This window comes from Aquimarina algiphila (assembly GCF_007489275.1).
GTDB classification, from domain to species: Bacteria; Bacteroidota; Bacteroidia; order Flavobacteriales; family Flavobacteriaceae; genus Aquimarina; species Aquimarina algiphila.
Window position 1 is genome coordinate 1 of sequence record NZ_VLNR01000074.1, and the last position, 22,426, is coordinate 22,426.

Here is a 22,426-nt window from a genome sequence, read left to right on the forward strand (position 1 = left end):
CCTTTTAAAACCTTGAGTATTTTATCGTAATTTGCTTGAAAGTTGTGCATATGAATTATAGTGTCGTAACTACAATTTACTGCCTTTTAGCAGTTTGCGCAACTTTTTCTAAATGCACAACGGGTTAATTTATATAAAATTGTTTCTTTATCACTTTCAAGTTTCATTATAAATAAGCCTTTTTCTAATTTTTCGAGTGCAGTAAATTCGGAAATATTCTTTTTTGAATCTATACTTTTTTCTGCAAGTAATTGTCCAGAAATACTATAGATTTTCACACTCGTAAAATCATGGTTTTTAGGTAATTTTAACTTCAGTTGATCGGTAAACGGATTTGGATAAACATTCAAATTATTATTCAGATTTTTAGCTGGTTCATCATCTAATTCATTTATAATTGTCTTAGCAGAGGAACTTACAGCTATTCTTGCACTGGAATTTTCATATACTCTAATATTCTTAAAAGAACTATTATTACCACTTCCGCCGTCATTATCATTGACTAGTATCAAACTCATTGCATTCCCTGTATAAAAATTTCCTATCGGAATTGTATAAGTTTTAAACTCAGAACCTGTATAGTTATCATAATCTTGGATACCCCAATTTTGAGTTCCATGTACCTTAAAAATTCTATTGCTACTTAATGAATTATCTTCATCAAACCCAATTCCATGAATTTCACCTTCTATGGTGCTTTTAAATTGAAACTCAATAACCGTATTGGACGTTATCGAGTACGTATTTGTAGAACGTTTCCACGTATTATTTACCAAACGAGCAGTATCTCCATTATCTTCAACAAAACTGGTTCCATCTGCATCCTGATTCGAATATGAAACTAATGTAATTGTATTGAAATCTATACAATCAGCACATCCTGTAGGAGGATTAGACGTTCCTGCTGGACCAAGAAGTTCTATCTCACATACCTGAGTCATACTAATATTAGCTTTATTCTTAGTTATATTTATTCGGTAATAGGTATATGCTGTAGTATTTGTAAAGCTAAATTCTTTACGTTCAAAACGATTTGTCCAGGTTTGTCCCGACCAACTATTTAATGTTGTCCAATTCGTTCCGTTATTTGACCCTTGTATATCAAAATTATTAGGATCTCTATCGGGTACATCATTTGCACTGGTTAGGGTAATTTTATTTACCACAACTGCTGCTGGTAATTGAATTTGAATCCAACTTGGGTTCGAAGTACTAGGAACGCCTCCATTATCCAACCATTTACTCCAATTGATATTCTGTGTACCATTTATAAACAAATTATCAAATGCTTTGTCTGCACTTTCTGCAGTGTTAATTTGCGCCCTGGCGGTTATTATACCTGTTCCTACTGGATCTGTATGATCTACGGTAGTTGATGTTCCTGTGGTAAAACTCCAAATTGCACCGGTAGTTGTTCCTAATGAGTTTACTTCATCTATTCTCCAATAATAAGTAGTAGCAGTATTTAATGTTCCTGGGGTATACGATGTATTTGATTGATTTCCTTTAAAATCTCCTGATCCTAACGAAGAGCTTGTTCCAAAATAAACATTATGAGAATTAGCACCAGCACCAGCAGACCATCCAAGAGAGGTATTTGTACTAATATTTGATGTTCCATTAGAAGGATTAGGTGAATTGGCTACTCCTGGAACACTCCCCGGAGAAAGTGCATTATTAATCGCTCCTGCATAAGCGGCAACAGATGGACTACTATCAAAATCATCATAGATCCACATAAAGCCTCCTGTAATACCACAGTTATTTTGCCAGGAATTCATTCTACTTTCTACAGTAGACACACTAGATTGTCCGGATCCTCCCCATAAACCAGGAAAAACAGGTATTCCAAAATCCCAAGTCGATGAGCAAGGATTATTTCCGCTACCTCCAGCATAACATTGTAAATAATTTCTATCAATATTACCTGGATATGCCGCATTTACTTCACTTACTAAAGTACTCCAAAAGGTACTATTACGATAAGGAACTATTGCATTTTTATATCCCAACCCTGCTAACATTTTTGTAAATGCTACAGCGGATGGTGCATGATATGTAACTTCATCATCATTGTTAAAAGCATCTATCCCAGGAATCGCAGCTTTTAAAGCTTCAAAATTTTTATAGAGAGTTGTTCCCGGTCCAAAACCCTCTGAATTATGAAAATTCTGAACTGCTTCAAAAGTTCCTGAACCCGCTGCTGCAAGTCCAAATTCTACTCTATTGATAGATGTTGGTGCTGTTTTTAATAATGCTATATCTGCAGGAAAATTAGGATAGGACTGATTTCCTACATATACTCCATTTTGAACTAATGGAAACTCTCCATTAAATCCAAGGTCTCCATTGGATTCTATATGAATTGTCCATACAATTACCGTTGTAAATCCAGAATTTCGTAATTCACTAATTGAAGAATTTCTATTGTTATAAATTGGCCCTCCCGCATATATCGCAGACTCTTGTCCAATAAGCTGGGTAGTACTTACAATCACTAATAATAACAGTGATAATAGATATTGAAAAATACGTTTGTGTGTTTTCATAATATATTATTTGGTTAATTGATTTAAAAAATCTTTTACTAAATTTTACATCCAGATTTTAACCTTACTCCCTTATTTTTTTATCTTATTATACCATGTTTGTTTTAAAATTACAGTCGTTATAATCATTAAGACAACTACTATACTTAACTGATAATATTCTTTGATTAGAAGATATATTGGAATCAGCACAAAGGTCATTTGCCAAACAATTCCTATCACACAGTTAAAAGTATCTTTCCAAAAATCATTATTTGCTTTAAATGTTGAATCTTCTTTTTTTAATTCCTTATAAACCGGTTTCCAGAACCCCCATGGTTTTGTTGTTTTATAAAAGTTTTTTAATACTTCCATGTCATCAGGTTTACCTATAAATACTCCCAAAAAACATCCTACAAAAGAAATAAACAATACTATTGGGAATAGATAAATATCTGATGTTTCAGGAAAAAAACCAGGAACAACAGAAGCAGCAATAAGGCCTGCCAACATTCCTCCAAAATACCCATAAGAATTAAAACGCCACCAAATCCATTTCAGCATATTTGCTGCCGCATAACCTCCATATAAAGCAGAAGTTAACCATATTGTAAGTGTATTAATTGATGATGCAAAAAAACCAAATATCAAACCTATAATTACTATTAAAATAGAAGATAGATAACTGAATCTTATATAGGTTTTGCTAGTAGCATCTGGTTTTATATATTTTTTGTAAATATCATTGACCAAATATGCTGGTGCAGCATTTATAAAAGCTGCAAATGTTCCCATAAATGCAGCTAATAACCCTGCAAGTAACAATCCTTTTAAACCGACAGGCACAAAACGTTGAATGGCCAATGGTAATATTGTTTCAAAATCAATCCCAGTTCCTTCTTGTAATTCTGGACCTAGGTACACTAATCCTAAAATTGCAAAACCTGTAATCATTAGATATCGCGGAATGGAAAGTACCACTATTGTTAATCCACTCATTTTTGAAGCTTCCGCTTCGTTTTTTGTAGACAAAATTCGCTGCATATCATAACTTGGTACTGGACCAGCAAGACTTGCAAAAATTCCTTTGAAAATCATCATCATAAATAAAAATCCAAAAAGAGAAAAACCATCTTCTTCAATCTTAGAATTAACGCTATCGATATACCCTGTCCAATCCAAATCCAAGTCCATTCCAAAAAATAAGTCTTTCCAGTTTCCTGGAACAGCAGTTGTTATTTGCTCTGCAGTTACCGAAGTAAAAGCAATATATCCTATAACCAAACAAGAAATAGTCATGATAACAAACTGAATTACTTCTGTGCCTACCACACTATACATACCTCCTTTTAAAGTATAAAGTGTAGTAATCACAATAATAATAAGAGCGTATGCCTGCTCTGAAGAAATCAGGATTGATCCAATATTAAATGATAGATCCCATGGAAAAAATATGGTTGCAAATTTTCCTATTCCCTCAAAAAAATACGCTATAAATCCTAAAGTACTTATGATAGCAAACACAGTCACAATAATATGTGACAGACGTGCTCCTAAATCTGTTCCGAATCTATATGTTATCCATTGAGCCCCTGTCATTACATTAGATCTTCTTAACCAGGCTGCCAGAAAAACCATAATAAAAACTTGATTCCATACCGGCCATATCCAAGGTAACCAAGCACTTTTAAGTCCATACACAAACATCGCTGTAACTGCCCACATCGTTCCAGAAATATCAAACATTCCAGAAGCATTAGACAATCCCAAATAATACCAGGGGATTTCGTTTCCTCCCAAGAAGTAAGATTTCATGTCTTTTGATGCTTTCTTAGAAACATAAAATCCAAAAAGAAGTGTAATGCATATATAACATAAAATTATTATAATATCGATGGTTGCTAGGTTCATTCAAAGTATATTAGTTCTTTACACCCCAATTTTTATTAGGAGATGCTCCCATCACAAAATGCAATGTTCCTCCTTGGATTATTTCTTGATGTGTAATGTATGATCGGTTAAATTCTTTTCCGTTGAGTGTAGCTGATTGAATATATATATTGGTATCAGAAACATGTTCAGCTTCAATTATAAAATTGGTGTTTTCTGACAATTGTAATGTAGATTTTTCGAATATCGGGCTTCCTATTTGATATTCTCCAGACGCAGGATTCATTGGATAAATCCCAAGTGAACTGAACACATACCAAGCAGACATTTGTCCACAATCTTCATTACCACTTAATCCATTAGGTGTTGTGTTATACTGAGTTTTTAATATTTCACTTACCCAATATTGAGTTTTCCATGGGGCATTAGCTTTATTAAACATATATGCTATATGATGACTTGGTTCATTACCATGTGCGTACTGCCCTATTAAACCTGAAATATCTGCTGAAACGTTATCTCCAGTAATCTCAGAATCTTCTGTAAACAGCTGCTCTAATTTTTTTACAAAAACAGTATCTCCTCCAAAAAGTTTTATCAACCCTTCTACATCATGTGGCACAAACCAACTATGTTGCCAAGCATTTCCTTCTGTATAGTCTGCATGTACTCTATGGGCAGAAAACTTAGGATCAAAAGGTTCATGCCAATCATTACCATTTTTAGATTTCCCTCTCATAAAACCTGTATCTGCATCAAACAAATAAGAGTATGCCTGAGAACGTTTTAAAAAATATTCATAATCCTCTTTTTTTCCCAAATCTTTAGCCAATTGGGCCACACACCAATCATTATATGCATATTCTAAGGTTATAGTAACTGACTCATCTAACAGCTCATAAGGGATATATTTATATTTTTTATAAAACTCTAGTCCTCTATCGTTTTGCATCATAGTCTCTTTCATTGCTTCATATGCTTTTTGGACATCAAAGCCTCTTATTCCTTTTATATATGCTTCTGCAATTACAGAAACCGAGTGATAACCAGTCATTGTATTTGTTTCGTTAGCATACAAAGTCCAAACAGGCAAGACTTTTTTATCCTCATAATACTCCAACATTGAATTAATAATATCTGTGACCTTATCTGGAGTTAAAAAAATAAGTAAAGGATGCTCTGATCTAAAGGTATCCCAAAGCGATAGCGTTGAATAGGCAGTGTATTCTTTTGCAAAAACGATACTATCATTTTCTTTTCTAAATGCACCATCTATATCACTATAGGTAACAGGAGCCACCTGTGAGTGGTACATTGCAGTATAAAAAATAGTTTTTAAAGAATCTCTTTTTGTTTCAACCTTAATTTTTGACAGTCTTTGTTTCCAGGAAATATCTGCTTTTGTTTTAACAGCATCAAATTCAAAATTATTTTTATACTCTGAAATATTTTCTTTAGCATTTGCTATGCTAACAGAAGAAACTCCAACTTTTACTTCAAGCTGATTTTTAGACCCTTTATTGAAAAATAATTGTGCCGAGGTATTTTTTCCATTAACAAGATTAGTTTTATCAATACTATTATTATCACTATAGAGATCATACTCATTAATGGATTTTGAAAATTGTATAACAAAATATACTTTTTGATTTGTGGCCCACCCTGTACTATAACGATATCCCGATACAGTAAACTTATCTTCTATATTTATATTTGATTCAACAGTTTCATCCCAATTCATGGCAAAACCTAAATCTAAAATTAATGATTGTTCATCTCCATCATTGTAGGAATAGCGATGAAAAGCGGTTCTTGTATCCGCGGTCAATTCGGCAGTGATATTATAATCTTTTAAAAAGACACTATAATATCCAGGGGTTGCTGTCTCGCGATCATGAGAATACTTAGATGTATATGGTAATTCGTCTCTTGTTTTAACAGCAGTAGATAAATCAACCTTTTTATTGATTGGCATTATTCTTATATCATTTAGATCACCAATACCTGTTCCACTAAGATGTAAATGACTAAAACCAATGGTAGTTGAATCAGAATAATGATATCCCGAACACCAATCCCATCCAGAAATACCATTATCCGGGCTTACTTGGATCATCCCAAATGGCATTGTAGCTCCCGGATACGTATGACCGTGACCTCCTGTGCCTATAAAAGGGTCAACGAATTTGGTTACATCTATTTCTTTTTCAACGTCCTTATCTTTATTATTCTGCTCTTTTGTATTACATGAAAAAATTACTATCGATACTATTACCAGCAATTTAATATTGTAAAATATTTTCATACATCTAAAATTTTGTGATTAACTGAAAGTGATACCTTTAAAAACAGGTGTCTATAAATATAACTATTACATCATACTACATTCTCTTCCTACACTTTTAGTTCTCACATTTGATGAAAAAACTATATTTTTTTTCAATGTTCCTTTCATCTGTTTATATTTATCTCATCTATGATTGTTATTTCGGGAAAACAACGACATCATAAATATTTACAAATCTTACTTGTAAACGAATAATTTTAGACCAATAACAAAGCAACTCGGTTAAACGTCTTAAAAAAAAGGAAAAATATGCTTCAGAAAATTAGAAATATTATAAATATAACTCCCGACAATAACTATTCGGTGACTTTAAAACATCATATTATATTTTGGTTTATTTATTTTGTTTTTACCACTTTTAGATGGGGTAGCTATTTTAACGATTACATATACTCTTTTAAAACTACTGCATTAGGTTTTGTGATTCATATGACATTAAGTTATTTCAACATATACTACTTAATGCCAAAATTTATTCATAAACGGAAATACTTTATCTATATCATATCAGTAATAGCTTCTCTTTTTGTGATGCTTTTAGCAAAATTTTATTTGACTTACTTTATGGTGAGTCATAATGTTTGGCCAGAAGGCCCAGAGGTTACTAATGAGTTAACTCTTAATTATGCTATAGAAATGATGCTTGGCGAGCTTTATGTAATGGCGTTCGTAGCTGCAATTAAAGTAACACTTGATTGGTTAAGAGAGCATAAAAAATTAATTGATGTAGAAAAACTACAATTAGAAACTGAGTTGAGATTCTTAAGGACTCAAATTTCTCCACATTTCTTTTTTAATACTTTGAACAATATTTATTCACTTTCGGTAGAAAAGTCAGATAAAACTCCAAAGACAATATTAAAACTTTCTGAATTCATGAGGTATCTTTTACATGAAACAAATCAAAAAAGACAAAGCCTTACCAAAGAGATTATGTGTCTTCAAAACTACTTGGATTTAGAACGAATAAGGTATGGAGACTTATTAAAAATTAATATCAATATTTCTGGAGAAATTGAAGAGAAAGAAATTGCTCCTATGTTACTTCTTTCCTTTATAGAAAATTCTTTTAAACATGGCGCAAATAAAAATATAGGAGACATAGAAATAAACATAGATTTTAATGTATTAGATGATTTTCTTTACTTTAGAGTCTCAAACCCCATTCCTACCAAAACAAATAATAATGAAATTATGACCTATCCTGGCGGTATAGGAATCGGGAATGTAAAAAAAAGATTGGAATTGGGATATCAGAAAGATGAGTACCATCTTGATATCACTACGGATAATGATCAATACGTGGTTGATCTAAAAATTAAAGTATAATGAATTTAAAATGCGTAATAATAGATGATGAACCATTAGCGGTTAATGTCATCAAGAACTATATTTCCCAAACGAAAGGGTTAGAACTTTTAAACTCATTTAATAATGCTGTAGAAAGTATCGATTATATTGTAGGAAAAAGTAATGAAATCGATGTGTTATTTCTAGATATCAATATGCCCCTACTAGATGGGCTAAATCTTTTAAAAAGTCTAAATTATAAACCATTAACTATAATTACTACTGCACATGAAGAATTTGCTGTAGAAAGCTATGAACTTGAAGTATTGGATTACCTTGTTAAACCAATTTCATTTCAAAGATTTATTATGGCAGTAAACAAGGCCTTCAAAATTAAAGGATATCAACAAAAAGATGATATCACTACTTCTAATGAAAGATCATATATTTTTATTAAAATTGACAAAAAAAAGATAAAAAAAGTATATCTCGATGAAATATTATCAATAGAAAGTCTTCGGGATTATATTAGAATAAATACAATATCCAATAAATATATTATTCATCAAACCCTGAGTAGTTTCACAGAAGATTTACCTTCTGATAAATTTATACGAATTCATAGATCATACACTATATCTATCGATAAAGTAGAAACCGTTGAAGGAAATAGTATTGAAATAGCTGACATACGATATCCAATTGGTAGAAGTTATATCAATGAAGTTAAAAGTGTAATTTTTAATGAAAATGACACCAATTTACTCTCTTAATGATTTCAAATTCATTTTATCATTAATCGGTTAATACAGGCTAACAATATATCAATATAGGTTAAGAAACAGGATTTTCTAAATTTTATATTGTGAAGCATTAAATATATTAAAATGTTAGCAAAAGCAGCAATAGCAGACGGAAAAGGATTATTTACTTTAGAAGAAATTGAAGTTCACCCTCCACAAGGAGACGAAGTACTCGTAAAAATTCAGGCAGCAGGATTGTGCCATACAGATCATGATTCTTTACATTGGGGTAGACCCATCATACTAGGTCATGAAGGCGCTGGTATAGTCGAAGCCATAGGAGATCAAGTAACTACAGTAAAACCAGGCGATAAAGTAATACTTAATTGGGCCATTCCATGTGGTAAATGTTTTCAATGTCAAGAGATGAATCAACATATCTGTGAAAATAATTCTCCTGTAGTTGCTGGAGATAAATTACCAGATGGTGAAGTTTCAACAGGACATGCTGACTTAGAAAGAACATTATACAAGGGGCAACCTATTGAACGTTCTTTTAATATAGGAACACTATCTACACATACTGTAGTTAAGGAACAAGCTGTTGTAAAATATGATACTCACATTCCTTATAGTTCTGCATCTATAATCAGTTGTGGTGTTATGACAGGTTATGGTTCTGCTGTAAATACTGCAAAGATCAAACCTGGATCATCTGTAGCTGTCATTGGTAATGGTGGTGTTGGGCTAAATGTAATTCAGGGTGCTCGAATTTCTGGAGCAACTAAAATTATTGCGATAGACCTCAATCCTACTCGATTAGAAATGGCAAAACAATTTGGGGCGACTCATACTATTCAAGTAGATAAGGGTGATAAAAATTTACAAAACGCTACTCAACTTGTAAAAGAAATTACTGGTAATGGTGGCGCAGATTATGCATTTGAATGTACTGCTATTTCTGCTTTAGGCGCTGCACCACTAGGAATGGTTCGCAATGCGGGTACTGCCGTACAAGTTAGTGGTATTGAAGAAGAAGTAACTATTGACATGAGTTTGTTTGAATGGGACAAGATTTATATCAATCCTTTATACGGAAAATGCAGACCACAAATCGATTTCCCCATTTTACTTAACCTTTATAAAAAAGGAGATTTATTATTAGATGAAATGGTAACCACAACATACAAATTTGAAAATTTATCTCAAGCATTTGATGATATGCTGGCAGGTAAAAATGCCAAAGGTGTTATTGTTTTTGATTAATTTTTTTTATGTCAAAATTTAGAACTGTAGAAATTTCGGATCCTCGTTTCGAAGCCAATAACTTAAGACATATTACTATTAAAAGTAAGAATCTTAAGCATCGAGGGGATATTAGCGTATTTGTTCCTCCTGGGGAGGATCATAAAAACCTACCCATTGTACTACTTTTACATGGAGTATATGGTAGCCATTGGATTTGGTCTCAAAAAACAGGAATTCATCTTAAAATGAAATCCTGGATAGAAAACAAACAGGTTTCTCCTATGATTCTTGTGATGCCTTCAGATGGTCTATGGGGAGATGGAAGCGGATACTTGCCTCATAATCATTCTGATTTTGAACAATGGATTGCAGAAGATGTTATAGATGCTACTATAGAATTAATCCCACAAGCGAGTAAAACTTCTTTATTGTTTATTACCGGTCTCTCTATGGGTGGTTTTGGTGCCTTAAGAATAGGAACCAAGTATGGATATAAGTTTTCTGGAGTTTCGGGGCTGTCTTCAATAACTCGGTTAAATGAAATGAAGAAATTCATAGAAGAAGATTTGTCTCTTCTAAAACAAGATATTATTGAAAATGAATCTGTTTTTGAAACCATTATGAAACATAAGAAACATTTGCCAAAGTTTCGTTTTGATTGTGGAACATCAGATTCTTTATTAGAAGGAAATAGAAAACTACATCACCAACTTGAGGAGCAAGGTATTTCGCACATCTATAGAGAATATCCCGGCGGTCATGAATGGCCATATTGGGAAGAGCATATCAAAGACACTATTCATTTTTTTGATGATATAATTAATCCTAAAAACAGGTAACGAAAAAAAGAATTTGTTTACGTAACTTTTTAACAAATGCCTTTTTCCAGGTAGTGAAATCTTTTATTTTTAAGCTATTATATATATTTCATGATACTAAAAAGTAAAATTAAAAGGATATCTAGTGTACTATTTTTAACCATAGTGCTACTATGTCCAATTCGTGCGCAAGAATTACCATTATTTAAGGATGGTGATGTTGTGGCTCTAATTGGTGATAGTATAACACATGGAGGATCTTTCCATACTTTTCTTCAGATTTTTAATGCCACTCAATTTCCGAATCAAAAAGTTAGTTATTTCAATGGTGGTGTTGCAGGAGATAATACGCCAGGAACTATAGATCGATTAGAAAAAGATATTTTAATCCATAAGCCAAATCATGCCATAATTATGCTTGGAATGAATGACGTTGGACGTTGGTTATACCCCGGTAGTAAAAAAGTAGATGCAGAAACATTAAAAAAACGCGAAGATATTTTAAAGGCATACACTAAAAATATGCAAAAATTAAGTGCCCTTTTGGTTGAACGTGGAGTACAACTTATTTTTACAACACCTTCTATATATGATCAAACTGCTGACATTGAAAGAAAGAATAACTTTGGGATTAATGATGGATTAATTGATTTTGGAAAGGCCGTAAGAAGCATCGCAGAAAAATACGATGCGCCAATAGTAGATTTTAACACCTCTATGTTGGCCGTAAATAAAAAAATCCAGGCCAAGGACAAAACAGCTACCATTGTAGGGCATGATAGAATACATCCTGGTGATGAGGGACATTTGGTTATGGCATATGAAATCATCAAAACGGTAATCCCTGTTGTATTTACTTCTAATATTGAAATTGATGCCAAAACTAATATGATTATTACAACCACCAATTGTAAAGTAGATATAAAAGATGGGATTCATAAATTTTCTGTTATGCAAAATGCATTGCCATTTCCGGTTAAAGAAAGCTTGAGATCAACTGAAAAGCTAATCTTGGGAACGGAAAATATTACTAGAGAAAATTTTTCTGTTATGCATTTAAACAAAGGCAAATACAAATTATTAATTGATGATATCGAGGTAGGAATATATTCTCATAAAGAGTTAAAATCCGGAATTGATTTATCCAGAAACAGTTTAACACCACAATATAAACAAGCTGAAAAAGTATCTGATTTATGTTTTCAATATAAAAACACCAATGATAAATTACGAACTATAGCAGCAACTGAGTTTAGAACTCTAAAAGAATTTAAAGGGCCTAATACCTATGAAGCCAAAAAAGCATTTTTAGAAGCTAAAAACGAAAAATCCAAAGGAAAAAGCTGGTATTTTTATGAAAAGAAAAAAGCAAAAGAATATTTTGAAGTACTCCCTAAACAAGATTCACTATGGAAAGCTTTGGATACTATTAGAGATAAAATCTATACTAGTAACAAACCTGTTATACACACCTATAAATTGATTAAAATTTAGAAATATTTATATTTCTCTCAAAACTCTTAAAATACTACTATTTAATCCTTATAAATTTTCTCTTTCTCTCCATCTTTAGCCTTATCAATATACCATTGTCTCTTTTTTTCTTCTTTCAATACATTTTCTGCATGAGGATCTGACCATTTTGGAGCAATAGTTCCTTTTGTCCATGATATATATTCTTTTTTTAACTCTTCTAATTTTTCAGGCATAACAGAAACTAAATTATGATGCTCGTAGGGATCATTAACCAAATCAAAGAGGTGAAACTTTTGTTTATAACCAGAATATACCATTTTAAAGTTTCCTTTTCGCATTGCAAATCCAGCTCCATTAGAATACCTCCAATATAAGATATCATGGGGGTTTTCATTTTTTTGATTTTTTAAGTATGGCGTTAAATCTACGCCATCCAGACTTTCAGGTTTTGGATGTTTAACTCGCGAAGCAGATAACACTGTTGGATAAATATCTAAAGCGGAAATAGGTTTTTGATATCGTTTTCCTCCATAAAAATGCTTGGGCCACGAAACCAAAAAAGGTACACGAATTCCACCTTCAAACAGCATGCCTTTATGGCCTCTAAAAGGAGCACTACTGGCACTGTGAATGTGTCCTCCATTATCACTGTAAAAGAAAATCAACGTATTTTCATACTCTCCTGTTTCTTTCAACTTTTCTATTACTTTTCCAATACCCGTATCCATTCCTACCACCATAGCCCCATAAGCAGCTCTATCTCCATATTCCATATGCTCCATAGCTTTGAGGTAATTATCCGTAGTTTGTATGGGCGCATGTGGAGCATTGTAAGCCAAATACATAAAAAAAGGTGCTGTGTTTTTAGAATATTTATCTATATAACTTATTGCTTCATTTGTAAAATCGTCTGTAAGATAAGTTAACTCATTTTGTGGCACTGGGACTCCATCTTTTAAAATACCTTTCATCTTTTGTTCAATATCTTCACCAGTATTTCCCCAATAGTTTAATCCACCACCGTAAAAACCGAACCAATCATCAAATCCACGTTGATTTGGCCAAAACTTTTTATCATCACCTAAATGCCATTTTCCTATAGCGCAAGTTTGATATCCATTTTGTTGTAGTATTTCTGAAAGTATTAATTCGTTTAGTGGTAGCCCTGCGTCAGGATCAGCGTGATCATACGGAGTGTTATTCTCATGACCAAAACGTTGTTGATAACGTCCAGAAAGTAGACCAGCTCTGCTTGGGCTGCAATAAGGATGTGAAGCATAACCTGCTTCAAAACTTATACCCTCTTTAGCCAATTGATCCAGATTTGGAGTAGGGATATCTGTTCCTCCATTAAAACCAACATCCCCCCACCCTTGATCATCTGATAATATAATTAAAATATTTGGCCTTTCTCTCTTTTTTTCTACAGATACCTGCGAGAGTTCAGTCTGCTTACAACCAGCTATCAAAAGGTATAAACAAAAAAAAATTATGAACTTAATATAAATTTTCTTCATGTTTTAATTAGAAACGACAGTTACTTCGTTCTCAATATTTTTATCGTAAACTAATGCTTTTATATTGATATTCCCATTATTTTTTGTTGATTGAACATATAAAACTGCTTTACCGTTATGAGTAATTATTTCATTTGTTTTATGTGGTTGTGTATTCATTTCCCAGCCATTATCAACTCCGATGTTTTTCCCTTCACCTTCTATAGAAAATGTTATTTTGGTATCATTATCAGTTATTAAAGTTCCTTTTTGATCTAAAAGTTTTACTTCGATCACAGCGACATCATATCCATCAGCATCAATAGTCGTTTTATTAGTGGTTATTTCTATTTTAGAAATTTCCTTTTGCGATGTTAAACTATATTCATCTGCTTTTATCCCATTATTATAACCTATAATCTTTAATTCGCCATCGGTATAGGGTACTAACCATTTTAAGATATGATCATCTTCCACAACATCTGCTAATTTCTGTTTTCCTAAAGAGGTTCCATTTAAGAATAATTCAGCCTCTTCACAATTCGTATACGCTTGTACTATGATAGCTTCATCATTTTTATAATTCCATTTAGGGTATACCTTATACCATTCCCAAAGGCGTAACATATTCCATACCGGTGGAGGTGTTAGTTGCATCTCAAATTTCCAACCGTCTTTTTCGGTATACGAAAACTCTGATTCACTATTTGGAGTGGTTACCATATACACTTTTGGCTCTTTTTTCCATAGCGTTTCAAAGAAATGTCCTCTTGGAGTTTTAAACCCTGCAAAATCAAAGAAAGAAATATTTAATCCTTTACGCGGCCAAGGTCCTGCTTCACCCATATATGCAAACCCTGTCCATGCAAATATACCAGCTACAAAATCTCGATCAATAACTTCTTTCCACTCAGAATATGTTCCCCAATTTTCTGAACCTAAGATTTTCAAATCAGGATAAGTTTGATGTGCTATATCATAATCTGCTTGACGGTAGTTGAAACCATATACATCCATCGCTGTTCCATAACCACTTACCATTCCAATAGAAGGTAAGACACTTCCACAAACTGTAGGTCGTGTATCATCTTCTTCTTTTACCCATTTCACCAATTTCTTAGCGATAGTTACAAGTGGATCAATTGAGTCTATATTCTTTTCAAAGACAGGAGCTATCTTTTTAGCATCATAAACTGGTACGTATTGATAACCAGCTGCACTAGAATTAGGATTTACCTCATTAAATGTTTCTGAATAATGTGGATATGTCCATTCGATTTCGTTACCAATACTCCACATAAATACCGATGGGTGATTAAAATCGCGACGAATCAAATCTTTTAAATCACGTTCTGCCCATTCGTTAAAAACTTCAGGATAAGCTTTTGAAGCTTCTTTGGACGCCGCATTATCACCCAGATACACTTTACTTTTAGCTTTAGGCTCGCTCCACTCGTCAAAAGCTTCGTTCATGACTAGAAGTCCTAATTCATCACACACCTCTAACAATTCTGGCGAATGTGGATTGTGAGCAAAACGTATGGCATTAGTACCTATAGATTTTAGTTTCTTCATACGATATTCCCAAATAGACTTAGGCACGGCAGCACCTACTGCTCCTGCATCATGATGTAAGTTCACTCCTTTGATTTTCATATGCTTTCCGTTTAACGAAAAACCAGTATTTGCATCAAAATTGAAGGTTCTTATTCCGAAAGTTTCAGAAACATCATCTACTAACACATCATCCTGATAAACCTCTACTTTTAAAGTATATAGATTTGGAGTCTCTATGGACCATAATTTGGGAGTATTCATTTGGATTGTTACTTCATCAGAGAGCGATTTGTTATCAATTGTTTCTCTTTGCCGAGCAACAGCCACATTATTTTCATCTACAATAAGATAATCTAATGTTATTTCTTTATCATTAATTTCTCCTGCATTTTTTAAAATAGTTTTTATATTAATTTCTGCAAGTTCTTTAGATACTTTTGGCGTTGTTATTTGTACTCCCCAATGATCTATGTGTAAGAGTCCTGTTTTAATTAATTTTACATTGCGATAAATTCCAGAACCTGTATACCATCGAGAATCTACATAGGCAGAATGATCAACCTTTACTGCAATCATATTTGGTGTTCCATCATATTTTAGATGAGGAGTAAGGTCATATATAAAAGAAATATATCCATTTGGACGTGTACCTAATAATTTTCCATTAATCCAAACTGTTGAGTTGTTATAAACCCCATCAAATTGAATACTGATTTGCTTGTTTTTATCAGCTTCTGTTAAAAGAAAGGATTTTCTATACCAACCAATACCTCCAGGAACAAAACCACTACTAGCAGCTGTTTCACCTTCTTTTTGATACCCTTCTTCGATACTCCAATCATGAGGCACATTTAATACTGTCCAATTCGTATCATTAAATGATAATTTATAAGCTTCTGGTTCATCGCCTAAATAAAATCTCCAGTCATAATTAAAATCCTCAATGACACGAGAAATTCCTTCATTATTATTGGTACATGATGAAAAAACAGATAATATGCTTAGTAATAAATAAAATAACCTCATAACTCAATTTGTTTTTATATCCTTTAAATCCTTCATAGACCATAAGTCTATGTGACTTAAAACAAAACTATAACATTCTAATAGTTATAATTTATACTATATTTGCAATATCTTTAACATTATTCTCATCTGAAACGAGTTATTACAAATAATAAAATTGCCGTATCTCTTGAAAAGATAGAAACACCTTTACATTCATCTTTTCATACAGGAGTCTACAGTCAGCCATATTTTAGTGGAGCATGGCATTATCATCCAGAATATGAATTATTATTGATAACTAACGGAAGCGGGAAAAGATTAGTTGGAGACCACGGAGAAAACTTTAAAGAAGGAGACTTAGTATTATTGGGAGGATTTTTACCGCATGCCTGGATTCCTGATGATAAATATTTACTACCGGATTCTATAGCATATTGTGAATCGATTTATGTTCAGTTTAAAAAAGATATTTTTGGTTCTTACTTTGTTGACATCCCTGAATTAAAAGGAGTTAGAAAGATATTGCTTGCTTCAGAACGTGGATTAAAGATTACAGGGAAACACAAAGAAACTATTATACAGTTACTGAAAGAGATTCCTGAACACTCTCCTTTTGATCAATTATTAAAACTTCTCAAGATATTAGATTTAATCAACTTATCTGGTTTTCAATCTTTAGCATCTGAAGGCTATCTAAAAAAGAGTTTCTTTTTTAAATCCAATCGTATTCTTAAAGTACATGAATACATTATGGAAAACTATCAAAAAGAAATTTCGGTTGAAGTTTGTTCTGAAATGGTTAACATGACGGTTTCTTCTTTCTGCAGGTACTTTAAAAAGGAAACTGGCTATACCTTCACCAACTATCTCAACAAGGTACGTATTGATTTTTCAAAAAAACTACTAGCTAATACCGATTTACCAATCAAAGAGATTGGTTTTGAATGTGGTTACAACTCGGTACCCTATTTCAATAAACAATTTAAAAAAATAGTACATATCTCTCCATTTACCTATAGAAAATCATTGAATAAAAATGAACAAAACTAAAATAGATTTGTTCATTTTAAAATAAGAGGCAAAAAATATATCGTTATTTAATCTACTCTATTAATAAATTAGCAGGTTTAAAATCTATTGTTGAGTCAATTAGTTTTGATTGATCTATTTTCTTATTTCCTTTGATAAATTTTGTACCTAAAACGTATGCTTTAGCATTGTTAACCGCATCAACTGCCAGTAATGTATCATCTTTAAAATACCAAATTGAAAATTTTGGGTTTTCGCTTTCCTCGTTTCGTATCAGTACCTTATTATATCCTGTGGATAAACCTACCATTTGTAATTTGATATCATATTGATCTGACCAAAACCAAGGTAAAGTATCATAAACCAAAGGCTTACCGCAAATAGCTGCAGCTGCCACTTTAGCTTGATCAACCGCGTTTTGTACAGATTCTAACCTAATAAAACGATCATAATGAGGATTATGATGAAAAGTACAATCACCTATAGCATAAATATCTTTATCATTAGTCTGAGCTGTTGCATCAACTCGTATACCATTTTCGATTTCGAGTCCGGCATTTTTTGCCAGTTCCAGGTTAACGTGAATACCAACCCCTACTATTACAATATCGGCTTCAAAACTTGAGCCATCTGAGCATATTATAGTATTCACTCCTTCTTTAGCATTAAAGGAAATCACATTTTTATCGGTCTGTACATCAACACCATTCTTAGCATGTAGCTCCTTAAAAAACGTTGACATTTCTGGGGCTGTAACCCGAGCTAAAATACGTTGTTCGCGTTCTAAAACAGTTACGGAAGCACCCATTTTTTGAAGAGAAGCAGCTACCTCTAAACCAATATATCCCCCTCCAATTACTACAACACTTTTGTGTTGACTTATGGTTAATGCATTGCGTATATTTTCTACATCTTCTGCTGTACGTAATGAATATAAATTACTTATGGTTTCAATACCCTTAATTGAAGGAATAATTGGGCGTGCACCTGTAGCTAAAATCAATTTGTCATACACTTGTACAGAACCATCTTTTAATATAACGCTATTTTCTGAACGATTAATTGAAGTAACCGTAACTCCTAGTTTTAATACAATATTCTCTTTTTCATAACTTTCTACTGATTTTAAAAAGTTTTTTTCAATAGCATCTTTGTTTGCCAAATATCCTTTTGAAAGTGGTGGACGATGATACGGAAGAACAGGATCTTTATCAAAAAGTATAATATTTCCCTCCCATCCTGCTTTCCTTAAAGAAAAAGCAAAATTTACCCCTCCATGACTTGCTCCTATAACAACACAAGTCCTATCATTTGAAAGATTTTCAGACATCAAAACTAATTTTATTCGCTTTCAGCTACTTGTAATACCAATCCATCCAATGCATCAGTAATTTCTATTTGACAACACAATCGGCTATATTCATTTGCGTGATCATTAAGCTCAAGCATATCCGTTTCAATTTCGCTCGCTTCACCTGTTTTTTCAACATGTTCTGGAGCTACATGTACATGACAAGTTGCGCATGAACACACACCACCACAATCTCCATCGATTCCTGATACGCCATTATCCACTGCAAGTTGCATTATAGAGCCCGAAGCTCCTTCTAATATAATTGACTCATTATCGGTTGTTACAAAAGTGATCTTAGCCATAAAATTTCTTTATTTAATTTATCTTATATTTTTAAACGTTGAAGAAAATAGAGTTAAAGTGCATTAAAATTTACAGAAATGCTATCATAACCTACTTTGCGCTTGAATTGATCTAAATCTTCTATATTTTCTTTGTAATCAATAATATCAATTGATTTGATTTTCTTCGCCAAACTAGTTAATAGAATATTCATAATCTGACGAGCATGTGTAGCTCCGAGACAATTATGATGACTAAAACCAAAACCAACATGTGGATTAATTTTACGATCTAATACAATTTCATTTGGGTTTTCAAATACTGAAGCATCACGATTTGCAGAGGCCCAGCACAATGAAATTCTAGAATCTGCTTTTACAGCATGTTCACATACTTGAGTATCCTCGGTTACCACTCGTCCCATTTGTGTTAATGGAGAAAAGTACCGAATAAATTCTTCAACAGCTTTACTAATCATATCTGGATTATTATGTAAACTTTCTAACGATTCTGGATGTTCTGCTAAATAAGCAATCGAATTAGTGACTGCATTAATAACCGTATCCCTTCCTCCTGCAAAAGTTAAAATTATAATACCTTTTATTTCTTCATGAGTTAACTTTTTTCCATTTACTTCTGACGTTAATAACATCGAATACAAATCATCTCCAGGATTCTCAATTGCTTTATAAATTTGTTTATCAATATAATCATAAAGTATATTGGCTTTATCTCCATCTAATGCTTCACCTTCACTACGAAAAACATGTGTTCCCCATGAAATCCATATTTCGGATTCTTCAAAAGGAATATTAAGTAATAGTGTCAAGGCACGAGACTGTAATTTTAATGAAAAATCTTCTATTACCTCAACCGAATCTTTAACTATAACTTCATCAATAATCTCTTCGATTTGTGCCGTTAGTTTTTCCTGATACTCGGGCTGTAACGGTCTTTTAAACCAAGGTTCTACTAATGATCGATAACTCTTATGTAATGGTGGATCTACTTCAAATGGAATTTGGCGTGTATCTCGTATATTTACTTCAGAAGGAACAACAATACGTCCTGGCTCAGCCTCTGATTGAAAAACTTTCCAATTATGCGCACATTTACGAACATCTTTTAGGCGTAAAATCATAGTGACAGGATCATCCTGGTCATTCATTTTACCATAACCTTTGTTTATACGGGCTTCTTCAAAAGGGTCTGAAAGTTTACTTTTTTCCATCTTATTAAATCTTCTTTTTCTATTTCAACATCAATTCCTATCAAAATTTAAGTAATATATGTAATATAATTACCTCGAATTACAATATACCTCACTCTATATCATACAAAGAACGTTAGATTAGCCTCATCAATATTATTCTATTTTAACCTATACTTAAACTATATTGTCATTAATTTATATACACTGATTCATTTTATATTGAGAAATGTCAATCAAAACAAAACCCTTTACTTAGAAAAGTAAAGGGTTTTGTTTCATATTAGATAGAAAATATTAGTATCTAACGTATTATTTAATATTATCTAAAAATCACATAAGTGGATAATACAACCAAGCATATCAGCACACCTACTATCTTAACATATTTCCAAGGTGTTACATCTACTTCTTTAGTATATGTTTGTACATAATCATCTTCTCTTGGTTTTAGTTTTCCGATTACCAACATAATAATTACCGTTAGCACAAACGTAATCGCTTGCATATGTAACATATGTAGATCTGTTGCTTCAAATCCGTTAGCTAAAATTATATACCCAACATAAACAGTAAAAGCAAATATTATTCCCACATTAGCAGCCAATGCAGGTACTCGTTTTGTCAAGAAACCAATTACAATAACTGTTAAAATTGGGATACTATATGCTCCATTTACCGTTTGTAAATATCCAAAAATACTATCGGCATACACTAAGAACGGAGCAATCAACATAGAGAAGAAAGCCAAAATAACCCCAAAACGCTTACCAACTTTTACGATCTTCTTATCTCCTGCTTCTTTATTTATAAATTGCTTATAAATATCAACACCATATAAAGTTACACAACTATTTAATGCAGAGTTGAATGAACTTAAAATTGCGCCAAATAATACTGCTGCAAAAAATCCAACCCATACATCAGGTAATACATCGGCAACCAATTTTGGATATACATCACTGGTATTTAAATTTGGACCATATTTATGAAAAGCGATAATCCCTGGTAAAACTACAATGATAGGACCTAATATTTTGATAAAAGCTGCTAGTGTTAAACCTTTCTGACCTTCTGCTAAGTTTTTTGCTCCAAGTGCACGTTGAATAATTTGCTGATTACTACCCCAATAGAATAACTGTACTAGCATCATACCAGTGAAAATAGTTGCAAATGGAATAGATGAATCTGGACCTCCAACTGCATTAAATTTCTCAGGGTGATCAGTTGCTAATTTAGTCAATCCTCCAAAAACGCTACCATCATCACTGATAGCTAACAATCCAAAAACAGGAATTAAAAGACCTCCTATCAGCAAACCAACTGCATTTATCGTATCAGATACAGCAACTGCTTTTAAACCACCAAAAATTGCATAGACAGAACCAATAATACCTATTCCCCATACACAAATCCAAACAGCAGCCCAATCACTTACTCCAAGCATTTCTGGGATTCCAAACATTCCACTAATTGCCTTTGACCCTGTAAAAAGTACCATTGGTAATAATACAACGGCATACCCTGTAAGGAATAATCCAGATGTTAGTGCTTTGGTAGTACTATTAAAACGTCTTTCTAAGAAAGTAGGAAGAGTTGAGATTCCACCCTTTAGATATTTGGGTAATAAAAATATCGCTGTAATAACCATTGCAATAGCTGCTAATGTTTCCCAGGCCATTACCAAAATACCATCTGTGTATGCATCTCCATTTAGTCCTACAATTTGTTCTGTAGAAAGATTTGTCAACAACAAAGAACCAGCAATCACTGTCGCGGTAAGGCTTCTTCCTCCCAAAAAATATCCCTCTGAGGTATTCTCATTTGTTTTCCTTGTGGCCAAGTATGATATCACTGCTACTAATAATGTAAATCCTATAAATGAAATAACTCCCATAATATTTTAATTCTGTTAATTTTTTATTTTGTAATAGCAACGAATATATCAATGCATTATTTACATCTGTAGAACATATGTCTTTTTACCTATAATTTTTTCTTAATCACTACTTATTTTAATAGGAATATTGTGGTATTTAAACAAAAAATCTGTAGCCAAACATTTATCAAAGCGTTACTAAAGCTACAATGATACTATTTCTTTATACCAAAAATTCCATTTTTCATCTTTAAAAAACATTAACACAACA

General features: G+C 32.6%; 15 protein-coding genes. 6 read left to right on the plus strand and 9 right to left on the minus strand.

Annotation, left to right across the window (positions count from 1 at the left end):
- Window positions 1-86: 86 nt before the first annotated feature.
- The 3 genes from FOF46_RS25325 to FOF46_RS25335 all read right to left on the minus strand — a co-directional run bounded on the left by FOF46_RS25325 (window position 87) and on the right by FOF46_RS25335 (window position 6,723).
- A complete protein-coding gene (locus tag FOF46_RS25325; protein WP_143918393.1) occupies window positions 87-2,549 on the minus strand; it encodes a T9SS type A sorting domain-containing protein in 2,463 nt (820 codons plus the stop codon).
- 72 nt (window positions 2,550-2,621) lie between these two features.
- A complete protein-coding gene (locus FOF46_RS25330; protein ID WP_143918394.1) occupies window positions 2,622-4,439 on the minus strand; it encodes a sodium:solute symporter family protein in 1,818 nt (605 codons plus the stop codon).
- Window positions 4,440-4,449: 10 nt separating this feature from the next.
- Window positions 4,450-6,723 (minus strand): GH92 family glycosyl hydrolase, encoded by a 2,274-nt coding sequence (locus FOF46_RS25335; RefSeq protein ID WP_143918395.1) that lies wholly within the window; start codon window positions 6,721-6,723, stop codon window positions 4,450-4,452.
- Between the two features lie 291 nt (window positions 6,724-7,014).
- On the opposite strand from FOF46_RS25335, the gene FOF46_RS25340 reads away from it, so the two are divergent.
- The 5 genes from FOF46_RS25340 to FOF46_RS25360 all read left to right on the plus strand — a co-directional run bounded on the left by FOF46_RS25340 (window position 7,015) and on the right by FOF46_RS25360 (window position 12,358).
- Window positions 7,015-8,094 (plus strand): sensor histidine kinase, encoded by a 1,080-nt coding sequence (locus tag FOF46_RS25340; protein WP_109436752.1) that lies wholly within the window; start codon window positions 7,015-7,017, stop codon window positions 8,092-8,094.
- Window positions 8,094-8,828, plus strand: coding sequence for a LytR/AlgR family response regulator transcription factor (locus FOF46_RS25345; RefSeq protein ID WP_109436753.1), 735 nt, complete (start codon window positions 8,094-8,096; stop codon window positions 8,826-8,828). Before FOF46_RS25340 ends, FOF46_RS25345 begins: the two co-directional genes overlap by 1 nt.
- Before the next feature lie 114 nt (window positions 8,829-8,942).
- Window positions 8,943-10,064, plus strand: a complete 1,122-nt coding sequence (locus FOF46_RS25350) for a Zn-dependent alcohol dehydrogenase (RefSeq protein WP_143918396.1) — start codon at window positions 8,943-8,945, stop codon at window positions 10,062-10,064.
- An 8-nt stretch (window positions 10,065-10,072) separates the two neighbouring features.
- The gene (locus FOF46_RS25355; protein WP_109436755.1) at window positions 10,073-10,885 is read left to right on the plus strand and encodes an alpha/beta hydrolase; all 813 of its coding nucleotides are present in this window, start codon (window positions 10,073-10,075) and stop codon (window positions 10,883-10,885) included.
- Window positions 10,886-10,975: 90 nt separating this feature from the next.
- On the plus strand, window positions 10,976-12,358 hold the full coding sequence (locus FOF46_RS25360; RefSeq protein ID WP_143918397.1) for an SGNH/GDSL hydrolase family protein: 1,383 nt from the start codon (window positions 10,976-10,978) through the stop codon (window positions 12,356-12,358).
- A 41-nt stretch (window positions 12,359-12,399) separates the two neighbouring features.
- Here the strand turns inward: FOF46_RS25360 and FOF46_RS25365 are convergent, their stop codons facing one another.
- Window positions 12,400-13,857 (minus strand): sulfatase family protein, encoded by a 1,458-nt coding sequence (locus tag FOF46_RS25365; RefSeq protein ID WP_143918398.1) that lies wholly within the window; start codon window positions 13,855-13,857, stop codon window positions 12,400-12,402.
- A gap of 3 nt (window positions 13,858-13,860) precedes the next feature.
- On the minus strand, window positions 13,861-16,419 hold the full coding sequence (locus FOF46_RS25370; RefSeq protein WP_143918399.1) for a glycoside hydrolase family 2 TIM barrel-domain containing protein: 2,559 nt from the start codon (window positions 16,417-16,419) through the stop codon (window positions 13,861-13,863).
- Window positions 16,420-16,692: 273 nt separating this feature from the next.
- On the opposite strand from FOF46_RS25370, the gene FOF46_RS25375 reads away from it, so the two are divergent.
- The gene (locus tag FOF46_RS25375; protein ID WP_244299761.1) at window positions 16,693-17,451 is read left to right on the plus strand and encodes an AraC family transcriptional regulator; all 759 of its coding nucleotides are present in this window, start codon (window positions 16,693-16,695) and stop codon (window positions 17,449-17,451) included.
- Window positions 17,452-17,503: 52 nt separating this feature from the next.
- Here the strand turns inward: FOF46_RS25375 and FOF46_RS25380 are convergent, their stop codons facing one another.
- The 4 genes from FOF46_RS25380 to FOF46_RS25395 form a co-directional block, all read right to left on the minus strand.
- Complete coding sequence (locus FOF46_RS25380; protein ID WP_143918401.1) at window positions 17,504-18,760, minus strand: NAD(P)/FAD-dependent oxidoreductase; 1,257 nt, start codon at window positions 18,758-18,760, stop codon at window positions 17,504-17,506.
- Between the two features lie 11 nt (window positions 18,761-18,771).
- Window positions 18,772-19,086 (minus strand): 2Fe-2S iron-sulfur cluster-binding protein, encoded by a 315-nt coding sequence (locus FOF46_RS25385; protein ID WP_109436761.1) that lies wholly within the window; start codon window positions 19,084-19,086, stop codon window positions 18,772-18,774.
- 53 nt (window positions 19,087-19,139) lie between these two features.
- Window positions 19,140-20,297 carry a cytochrome P450 gene (locus tag FOF46_RS25390; RefSeq protein WP_143918402.1) on the minus strand — a complete coding sequence of 386 codons (1,158 nt, stop codon included), beginning with the start codon at window positions 20,295-20,297 and terminating at the stop codon, window positions 19,140-19,142.
- A gap of 301 nt (window positions 20,298-20,598) precedes the next feature.
- Window positions 20,599-22,173, minus strand: coding sequence for a solute:sodium symporter family transporter (locus FOF46_RS25395; RefSeq protein WP_143918403.1), 1,575 nt, complete (start codon window positions 22,171-22,173; stop codon window positions 20,599-20,601).
- Between the last annotated feature and the right edge of the window lie 253 nt (window positions 22,174-22,426).